The organism is Xenorhabdus sp. PB61.4, from assembly GCF_963894935.1.
GTDB classification, from domain to species: domain Bacteria; phylum Pseudomonadota; class Gammaproteobacteria; order Enterobacterales; family Enterobacteriaceae; genus Xenorhabdus; species Xenorhabdus stockiae.
In genome coordinates, this window is record NZ_CAWQJR010000188.1 from 1 (window position 1) to 9,467 (window position 9,467).

A 9,467-nucleotide genomic window follows, 5' to 3' on the forward strand; every position below is an offset into this window, starting at 1 on the left:
TTATGATGTTTTTCGCAAGGATTTTTGGTGTTTTAATTCTTAAGATTGACGTTTCTTATTATTATAATAACCATTTGGTATTATTTTTTTTGTTATTGTTCAGATTGAACATTATTAATCCATTATGGGGTAATTGTAATATATGTCATACAGTGGTGGTCATTTCATTATAAAAAATAAAGTCAGTAATATTACCAACCAGAACAAGTATTGCGATTGAGTAATGTCTATTTTTAAATGTAAATAAAAGAATGGAACATTCTTCAATAAAAAACGTAATAAAATATAGTCTATTTTTAGTCGAATTTTTAAGAGTTGTTCACTATTCAAAAATACGAAATCTTCTAATAACACGAAGACTCAGTATCTAGAGGACAATACACCGTGCTATTTATTTAAATTATTTTTCATCATATATCAATCTCAAGGAGGTAATTATGATCAAGGCAGACAAGTATCAACCATTTGGAGATGAAAGTGTCGGCTACCCACAAATATGTATTCGGACTAATCGAACGGCTGATCGTACGAATATGAAGCCAATAATAGAAAAAGCTATGGCTATAGTACAACAGTATCCTTGGAGTGAGAAAGACACAATAATTAAAGAAGTATTTAAAGTATTGGGAAGTGACTTTGGCGGAGGTGGCTTTGGTCATGCATGGGTTATTTACTTCAATAGTGCAAAAGAAGGGGATAATACATCATATGCTTTTCATGCAGGATATGGATTCGTAAAAAACTCAGAATATACCAATGATTCTCCAGGGAGAAAATTCCATCTTCAGCGTTGTGTAAAGGTTGATAGCAAAGCGATAAACCCTGAATTAATAGAAATGAAAATTATACCTAAGTTAATAGATGAAAGTAACCAGTTGGCAAAACTGATGCAACTTACCTCTGAAGATATGAAAAATGGGGTATATACTCCTATAACAAACTGCTCGTGGTTTGCAGGAAATTTATGGAACCAGATAACGAGATTGACATTCGAGCAATCTATTGAAGATGGTATCAATATTGATGAATTGGCAGATAAACTAGACCTTCCATTTATAAAGAATATCAGAGGTATTGGAGACCCCGGAATGCTTGCCGAGAGTATTAAGAATGGATTGTATATTTAACGAAAAAATTCCTGATAATAATTGAAAGAAACTGGCTTAATTATTTTAGAATTAAGCCAGTATTTGTAACGAATCGTATTTACGGTCATGTATTCAAGGCGTTGTTCTTAACCTATAATACTTATTTTTCGAGATAACATGCATGGCCACAGTAGAAGTAAAATGTCGATTTTGTCACCAGACGAAGAGCATTAAAAAACATGGTATTGGCAAAGGTGGGCACCAACGTTATCGTTGTGGTTCTGTCGCATTACTCAGTGAAACCACGCAAAACAGACTATTAACCACCCTGTTAAACGATTGTCCTATCGGATTTTCAACCCACTGCCTGATTGCAGGCTGATGCAGTAAAGATTAAGGAGAATGAATCACGTCAAGATAATGAGGCGTTCATCCTGAGCTGATCAGGCACTGAGCGGGGAGCATGTCATCGCTGTGCTGAGCACATCGCGAGCTCCTGCAATAACTCAACACAATCCCGCCCTGCTACACATTGTCTGACGCACCACGGAACGGTGAACCTGAACCGACACGCAGGGAATTGTTTTAAAAACGACTAAAAATGAATAAAAAAAACGCAAAGTAGCAGGAGAGGCGAGAATGGCGCAGGGATCGACACGTTCAAAGGTTGAGCTGTTCAGAAAAGTTTTGATCACGCATGCCCGACAGGCGGGCGGAAGTTTTGTTACGGTGGCGGATCGTGAGCGTATGGCCCGGCAGTTCCTCGATTATCTGAAAGACAATGGCATCAAACTCCGCCAAGTGGATAGCCTGAAGGTGAAATATATTGAGCGCTACATCGCTGAACGCAAAGCCAACAATCTCAGTCACCGGACACTGCAAAATGAAATGTCGGTGCTGCGAGCCATTTTAGCGCAGGCGGGAAAGCATAAGCTGGCTGATCCCAATAATACCCGCCTGAGTAACCGGGCATTGGGTATCGCGGATACCAGCCGCAAGGGAACGAAAATAGCGCTGGCACCGGCTGCATTCTGGGACATTTTTCAGCAGGTGGAACAAAAAGACCGGCGTGTCGCGGCGGTGATGCAACTGGCGTATGTGCTGGGACTGCGTACCAAAGAAGCGGTGGAAGCCTACAAATCGTTAGCGACCTGGAAGAAAGGACTGGAAAACGGGCATACTTATTGATGAAAAGTCAGCACCGTCAAGAAGTGATATAAAGAAAGAGCTCATTACTGAGAATGAGATCGAATTACTTGAGAGAGCTTTAAGAGATGAATCTGACATCAAAGGCAGACTTCAAAGTGCTTTGAACGATTGGAAATTGGCTGAATCGGCTTTACAAGCATTACCAAGAACTGGTTTTAGTCAAAAAGACTGGCGTAAGCTTAAAGCGCTAAGAGAAAGCTTTATTAAGTACTTAGAGGACTTTGGATATAGCAGTAACGAGTTGGAAGATTTCAGGGTCTCAGAACAAAGTTACAAGCCAACTCTAAATGATATTGATATAAACTCCGAAGCGTCGGCTAGTGACAATATTCGCGTTATCTGGTCGTACTTATATTCCATGTTAACATTGGACGAGAAACCAAACGTGGAAAGCACAAACCACTTGGGCTTGTTGATTCTTGATGAGCCTAGACAACAAGAAGCTAAAAACGAAAGCTTTAAAGAGTTTATAACGAAGGTTGCAGATATAAAGAGGTCAGGAAAGCAAGTAATCATTGGCACTAGTGAAGAATATAGTGATTTGCAGTCTACGATTAAAAACCTTGAAGTCAACTTAAGGCATTTTGATTCAGATATCATCAAAAAGCTTGATAAGCAGTAGAGTAGAATGGGGGGTAAACCCCGTGTAACACAATTCGGGGCATAAACATGCCGCAATGATCATGCCCGATATGTCCTTGGACAAAAGTAATTTAAATTGGGTGAGCTAAAACAAGCTCAGCCTGCTGACCTAGATAAAACCTTGCAGCACTAAAAAAAGAGGGCCAATCACCTGCTCTATTTTTTCTGAATAATGATATGGCAATAGAGCTAATAGCTTGCTCTATTGTTTGCCCACGTTTCAAACTTTCTGTAATTCGATTATTGAGGTTATCGATAACAGTTTTTCGGAATCTCATTAGCCGCGGAGAATTTAAATTCAATTCCTCAATTGTTTGGCGTGCCATTTCGACGTCTAGTCCTAGTGATAAACATAAGTCCTCATTTACAGAAATCTTTCCTGTAGAACGACGAAACTTCCAAACATTGAAGTTAGGCAAATGTAGAGGATTTAAGATAATTTCATCCAAAATTTTGTTACCCTTCGGTACATCGCAAGAATAATTTTCTGGCTCAGTATCAAATCTCTCTTCAGGATTAACAACTCTACTTTGATTTCCGCCACAGCAAACTGCTAGTAAATTGCTCCACTCTAGCCCCCAATTAGGCTCTCCCGGTTCTCGTTTCGATTTTGGGTGAAAATGCTCAATGCGACAGTCATCTAATGCCCCATTAGTTCCAGACAATAAATCCTGTTCACAATATGCACATAAGTTACCTTGCTCTGTTCGCAATTGTTGCTGAGTCTCCTGATATCTTGCACTGCAACAACGGAAAGCTTCTCCAATTGAGTATTTACCTTTCTCCCACAAAGCATCAGGGTGCGCAGCTCTGAATGCACCAAATCGATTGGGCTCTCCCCCTTTATTGATCGTTTTCATTGTCACGCTCGAACTCACGAATACGAATATCTGTTTCTAGTCTTTGTAGCTCCGCTTCTGTCTGCCCACCCCATTGGTATAAAACTTTTTTGAGCTCTAACGCCTCATCTGTATCCCATTGGTCGGCTTCTACTAATTTCGTATAGCGATTTAATTTCTTAACAATTTCAAGGTGTTGAGGCCGAATGCTGCCACCTAAAACATCTTCCAACATTCTTGAGCTTTCAGAGCCGTAAGTACTAGTCCCTTTTAATAACTTTGCTTCGATAGCATCGGCAGAAACAATGCGAATAGAATCGGCTTTTACGGTTGTTAGGACCTGAGGACTATGTGTAGTAACAATAAACTGAATTCTCTTAAACAAGTGAGTAAGATCATTCAGAATCTTCTGTTGCCATCTCGGGTGCAAGTGAAGCTCAATTTCATCAATTAAGACTATTCCGTTAACTGCTAATGGGCTAGAACTAGAAGGATTAAGCAAATAGGCGCGTCTCACTAAGTCAATGGTAAGAGCAACCATATTTCTATAGCCTTCGCTCAATTGCTCCAAGGTAAGTTTTACGGATTCATTCTTTTCATTTTTCCAATGCACCACAACATCGTTGCTATTTTTATCGAACTCTAAGCTCGTAGCTCGATCTACGATTTGGTAAACAGTCTCGGAAACAAGTCTCTTAGCTGGGTGAATAAATTTGTGGTCTTTTAGCTCATCTCGTTTTCGAAGCTCATCAACTTCAATTTTTGAAAACCAGTTCTTTATGATGCCGTAGTTTACCTTAGCATCCAGAGCAGAGTCGTAACCTTCCCCACGAATTTCTTTCTCGAATGGATTTATTGCGACTTTAGAATTTGTAGAAGTAAGAGCGCGGTTAGTCCCGTAATAAGCAAGCAGTGGAAATTCAGACTGACTATCTACAAGATGACTAGCATAACTAGTGAGTGCCGTCGTTCCGATTTTAGGAGGCTCGGAAACATCAGTCCCCTTTGCCACGAGATCCCAACTCAGACTTGATGTTGTTTCAATAGATATACGAGCATAGCTAGCTATTCCTTTTGAATTTATATGAATATCTGATTTTTTTATCAGTTTTCCTTTTGCGTCAGGCATAGCGGTAAGAAAAGGACCAAGTCCACATGCTATGGCTTCTAATATTGAGGTTTTCCCTGCACCATTCTCACCAACTAATACATTCAAGCAGGGATGCATTGGAACTTTAAAGTCGGAGTAACCTCTGAAATTCTTCACAGTAATTTCACTAATTTTTAGATCCTTACGTACATAAAGTGAAGGATCTAAATTAAAATCTCTCTCTGCAATCTGGCTAAGATGTGAGCTAATACTAAATCTGCCATCGTTATGACAAGCCTCCACGATCTCATTGATATTGTCTGGCGTGAGAACATTTCGACCTCGAGTAGGCTCATAAAACAGCGAGGCATCGACAAATTTAATTCTTCTGCTGTTTATATTGCTTGATCCTGAATTGAGAACAAGAAGCACGGTTGAGATAGACGTCGAGTAATGGATATTTTTAGGTAGTAGAATTACTTGTTCGATAATCCCACGAGAGACTAAATACTGGCGAACCCTGGCCTCCGAGCCTGTTCTTGTTAAAGCCCCAAGGGACATACCGACCAATAGCTTACCTCCCTCAGAAAGGGCTGGCAGCATTGATAAAGTTATAAACCAGTCACTTCTACTTTCTGGCAAATTTCCGGCTATATCTAGCCACTCATTACGCGCTTTATAGTTGATATTATCCCGAGTAGCTTTCGGAATTTTCATGCCAAAAGGTGGAAAAGAAACGATTAGATCGTATTCATTTTTCTGATAGATTGGTTGCGATAAAGAGTCGCCAAAATAGTCTCGACCTTCTATATGCCTAATGATTCTGCTTATTATTAGTTTAAAGTAAGCATCTTTGTTAATTTCTTGAGTGTCAATGCGAACTCTTTCTGAACCTATATTGGCAAAAGAAAATGCGGTATTTCCAGCACCTGCGAACGGGTCACATATTGACTTTGGTTGATAACTCAATCCAATTGCTGTGACCAAGTGGTTTACGTCTCTAGGAGTATAAAATTCACTACCTGATTTACCTTCATTCTCTGCAAACAGTAAATCTAGTTCAGACAGAGAAAGCGATGCTATGGAAGAGTTCTTATTTATTAGCCCATCTTTTATTGCATGGCGAACAAAAGATTCATCAATATTGTCAAATGAACGTAGTGTGTTTTCTAAGTAATCACACAGGAAACTAGATACTTCATTATGAATTATTCCAAGTTGAGCAGCGTAATTTATCAGCTCGTAAGAATACCTGACAATGACATTAAAAGAATCGAACCTTGCTGCCTCAAAATGCTGGCCTGTATTGGATTGAAGATAGCGTATGAAGAAGATTGAATACGCTAATGAACGATAGTTAGATATAGGAGATGCCCCTCGAACATAATCAAGTATCTTCCATATTTCTTTTGCCTGAGCCTTAGCGAATTTTAGGTCTTCATCATCATATGCCATTTTTTATCTCATTTTTAAGCGTAAAAAGTCTATAGCCAACATATACTTTATACATTCATGTTTTATTTTTATTCATCATATCAAAAATCAGCTCAGCATAACTTGCCATCACCTGCGGGTTTTTCAGTAACGTTCTGGCGATATCGCCTTCTTTTCGCACTGCCTGCCCGATGGCTTGCTTCATAGCTTGTAGCAAGTCACCTTTGAGAGCAATAGACTTCTCATGCTTTTCCACTTGTTCAACCACGATCGGGTTTTGTGATATCACAGCTGTACCGGCAACAGGTGCCACGCCACCCCAAACTGATGAGCTGATTTACCCAGCGCCGCATATCCGTTTGACCCACCCCATATTCTCACATGCCTGAGCAATAAAATAACCACGATCAACTACAAGGGCAGATGTTTCGCATTTGAATTCAGGAGAAAATCTTGTCTATTTTTCATTGAATACCACATTTGTATTAGTGAAGTTTATCACCCTTGGTTAGTGTCCAGAATCATCAGGCCACACAATAAGCCCCGTCGGCTGACGTGAGCCTGATTTTATATGGGGCTGATGGATAAGTCCCATGAAGGTCTCTAAATCTGTCACGTTATTTAGGGATAAGTCAGCTCAGATAACCTTGTGAGTACTGGCGCACACCGTGACTGGCTCTCATTGCTCGACGCAACACAATGTTAGGTCCGCTCCTCGCTCATAGCCGACCGTCAAATTTAATCGTGCCCTACCGTAGGATAACGTCAGATCAAGTCGCGGCTAATACAGTCCTAGTTATTTACACTGAAACCTGCAATATTGGAGAGTACACAGGTATAAATTATAAGGAGATTCAAAATGACAATACTGGTTACGGTTCAGGCTCAACTCATTGTTGGTGAAGCGCAGGTGATAGAAAGTCTCTCTCCGGAAGGTTCATTTGCTGCAGTGTTTGAAGACGATGGAGAAACTGGGTATTTCTATGCTCTTGATGAAACTGTTGATGGCAATCCCATTCAGGATGCTCTGCATATTTACAATGCAGAAGAAATTTCAGACGGGCAAATTCCATCTGACGTAAAGATTGGCTGGTCAGAAGACAGCAGGAAATGTGTGCTTTTGATCAATGGTTATCCACACGGTGTATTTAACTTCGATACAAAAAATGGATACTGCCGGAGCAGCTTTCCACCCCCAATTAATCAGGAGTGGTCTATTTCGGGACACGAGTGGAATGATGCCGTTGATAATTTTTTCAGATGACTTATGAATAGGTTATTGCTGAACTTCCCATTGGCTAGCACGCCGTGGTGTTAAATATCCGTTTCTGGCAATGTCCATAATGAGTGAATAGCCAACTTAACCTTAACACATTATTATAGTGAACATTTACGTTGTGTTTCGGTTATGCACCATAAAACCAATTAGTTGAGTCTTTCTTATTAACTCTTTTAATTAGCCATTAGATTTTCTAGGTGACCTTATCCAGTTTAACTTTTTTAACAGGAGTAGTGTGTAACACATTTTGGGGCAGATACGTGTTACGAATTTAATAACTTCACATTCACACAGACTGGGAGTTTTAGTGATAGGTTCACATTATAATCTATCAATCTTGTCCGTAATTGGACATAAACGTGCTAGACCACACGGCCTGAACGGATCACCGCGTATTGACAGCCTCTCCCTGACTCCAAAAAATTTCGTCGTGCTTCTGACATTATTTTTTGTCCTGGGAGATGAATTACCCATTGACCTGATGATTTCTGTTTATTAGCGTAGTCAGACTTATCCATGATCCGGTCGCTTGTGAGGATCACCTTCGGGCAGCGACAGTAACACTCCTGTAGCCTGAAAGGGAGTACACTACGGAGTGATACATCTGTGTCCCTTTGGAAGCAGATATCGTCAGTTTGATGACGATGAAGATCTATTAATCTCATCCATAATTGCCAACCGGCCACGGTTCACACTGTGTCCCCAGTTGAATTATCTTCTTTTACTGAAATTTTTCTGTATACCGGTTCACTGGAGCTGATATTGCTGGAACACACGTTCATCAAAACCGCTGCCGGGCTGTGTGACGATCACTGGTGTGACCGATGGCGGTTATACGGGAAAAACTTTCGCGGATGATGTACATCATATTCTGAGTGTGTCCGTTGAGATCGCCAAGCGCAGTGAACTTCATATTTTCAAGGTGATCCCAAAGCGGTGGGTCGTTGAGCGTTCATTGGGTTGGCTGGAAAAATGCCAACGGCTGTGGAAGAACTGCGAGGGGAATTTGAATACCAGCCTTCGGTTCGTCAATCTGGCGTTTCTGGTCTTACTTTTGCGCAGAAAACATACTGAGTAACCTCTAAGGGGGTAACCATTCCAGCAGGCAACCGTGGTCTGCTATCGCTTTTATCGTGTCATGCCGTTTATGGAAGGGGGCATTATCCATGACAATCATGGCGCCGTTTGGGAGTTTGGGCAGCAAATCTTGTGTCATCCAAGCATAAAAAACATCCGCATTAATGTCTCCAGAAAATAAGCTTAAGGTCACGAAGGTCTTTTTGAGGATAGCGCCAATGACATTAATACGGCCTTTGGCCTGCCAATCGTGTGTGCCGAAGCAGCGCAGTCCTTTCGCCGAATAGCCGTGTGTGCGGGGCATCGACTGGGCAAAACCGCTTTCATCCAGATAAACAACCGGTTTCCTCGCTTACTCATAGTGGCCGATGCGTTCGATAAAAGCCTGACGAGCCTGAGCGTCAGCGTTGGGGGGCCTTAGTGTTTTTTTGGGCAGTCATTTTCAGCCGTATCAAGGCGTAATGGATAGCAGACTGCGTGACACCCAAGCATTAATATGATTCTGCTATAGATAATGATAATAACCCCGGTTTTAGTCTCCGGGAAACTGAAGCAGGCCAACAATACTGGAGCCTACTCTATGACTGGGTTGAAAAACTTGATGATGCTTTCTTCAAAAAACTGCCCAAAACCGATATCGCTAATATCGTGATGTTTATTGGTGAACTGACAGACATATGGCGGGGATTTATCCCACTACTTTTCAGAACCGGCTAAGGTCGTTATAAAGCCTTTAGCGTCATAATCAGACAATAAATCAAACCAAAACAACAAGATAATAGACATCATCGCTATAAGTCAACTAACTG

General features: G+C 40.9%; 7 protein-coding genes and 4 pseudogenes. 6 read left to right on the forward strand and 5 right to left on the reverse strand.

Features of this window, described 5'->3' with window-relative positions; genetic code table 11:
• The first annotated feature begins 437 nt into the window (after positions 1–437).
• From AACX68_RS15830 to AACX68_RS15845, 4 genes and pseudogenes are all read left to right on the forward strand, one after another.
• Positions 438–1,127, forward strand: coding sequence for a hypothetical protein (locus AACX68_RS15830; RefSeq protein ID WP_228859745.1), 690 nt, complete (start codon positions 438–440; stop codon positions 1,125–1,127).
• A gap of 142 nt (positions 1,128–1,269) precedes the next feature.
• Positions 1,270–1,365 (forward strand): annotated as a pseudogene (locus AACX68_RS15835) (IS1 family transposase); the annotation flags it as partial.
• A gap of 362 nt (positions 1,366–1,727) precedes the next feature.
• Positions 1,728–2,270 (forward strand): annotated as a pseudogene (locus tag AACX68_RS15840) (phage integrase N-terminal domain-containing protein); the annotation flags it as partial.
• 127 nt (positions 2,271–2,397) lie between these two features.
• A complete protein-coding gene (locus AACX68_RS15845; RefSeq protein WP_228859747.1) occupies positions 2,398–2,919 on the forward strand; it encodes a hypothetical protein in 522 nt (173 codons plus the stop codon).
• 91 nt (positions 2,920–3,010) lie between these two features.
• On the opposite strand, the gene AACX68_RS15850 is transcribed toward AACX68_RS15845, so the two are convergent.
• From AACX68_RS15850 to AACX68_RS15865, 4 genes and pseudogenes are all read right to left on the reverse strand, one after another.
• Positions 3,011–3,799, reverse strand: a complete 789-nt coding sequence (locus AACX68_RS15850; protein WP_228859748.1) for a retron system putative HNH endonuclease — start codon at positions 3,797–3,799, stop codon at positions 3,011–3,013.
• Positions 3,783–6,323: an N-6 DNA methylase gene (locus AACX68_RS15855; protein ID WP_228859749.1), complete on the reverse strand. Its 2,541-nt coding sequence runs from the start codon at positions 6,321–6,323 to the stop codon at positions 3,783–3,785. Before AACX68_RS15855 ends, AACX68_RS15850 begins: the two co-directional genes overlap by 17 nt.
• A 55-nt stretch (positions 6,324–6,378) precedes the next feature.
• Positions 6,379–6,615 carry a hypothetical protein gene (locus tag AACX68_RS15860; RefSeq protein WP_228859750.1) on the reverse strand — a complete coding sequence of 79 codons (237 nt, stop codon included), beginning with the start codon at positions 6,613–6,615 and terminating at the stop codon, positions 6,379–6,381.
• 223 nt (positions 6,616–6,838) lie between these two features.
• A pseudogene (locus AACX68_RS15865) lies at positions 6,839–6,957 on the reverse strand (IS5/IS1182 family transposase); the annotation flags it as partial.
• A 204-nt stretch (positions 6,958–7,161) separates the two neighbouring features.
• On the opposite strand from AACX68_RS15865, the gene AACX68_RS15870 reads away from it, so the two are divergent.
• Complete coding sequence (locus tag AACX68_RS15870) at positions 7,162–7,566, forward strand: DUF2251 domain-containing protein (protein WP_228859751.1); 405 nt, start codon at positions 7,162–7,164, stop codon at positions 7,564–7,566.
• 832 nt (positions 7,567–8,398) lie between these two features.
• Positions 8,399–8,659, forward strand: a pseudogene (locus AACX68_RS15875) (transposase); the annotation flags it as partial.
• Between the two features lie 3 nt (positions 8,660–8,662).
• Here the strand turns inward: AACX68_RS15875 and AACX68_RS15880 are convergent.
• Positions 8,663–8,989: a transposase gene (locus AACX68_RS15880; protein WP_445286295.1), complete on the reverse strand. Its 327-nt coding sequence runs from the start codon at positions 8,987–8,989 to the stop codon at positions 8,663–8,665.
• Between the last annotated feature and the right edge of the window lie 478 nt (positions 8,990–9,467).

Coding starts and splice junctions, on each gene's coding strand:
- AACX68_RS15855 (WP_228859749.1), bottom strand. CDS start 6,323: ATGGCATATGATGATGAAGACCTAAAATTCGCTAAGGCTCAGGCAAAA.
- AACX68_RS15830 (WP_228859745.1), top strand. CDS start 438: ATGATCAAGGCAGACAAGTATCAACCATTTGGAGATGAAAGTGTCGGC.
- AACX68_RS15870 (WP_228859751.1), top strand. CDS start 7,162: ATGACAATACTGGTTACGGTTCAGGCTCAACTCATTGTTGGTGAAGCG.
- AACX68_RS15850 (WP_228859748.1), bottom strand. CDS start 3,799: ATGAAAACGATCAATAAAGGGGGAGAGCCCAATCGATTTGGTGCATTC.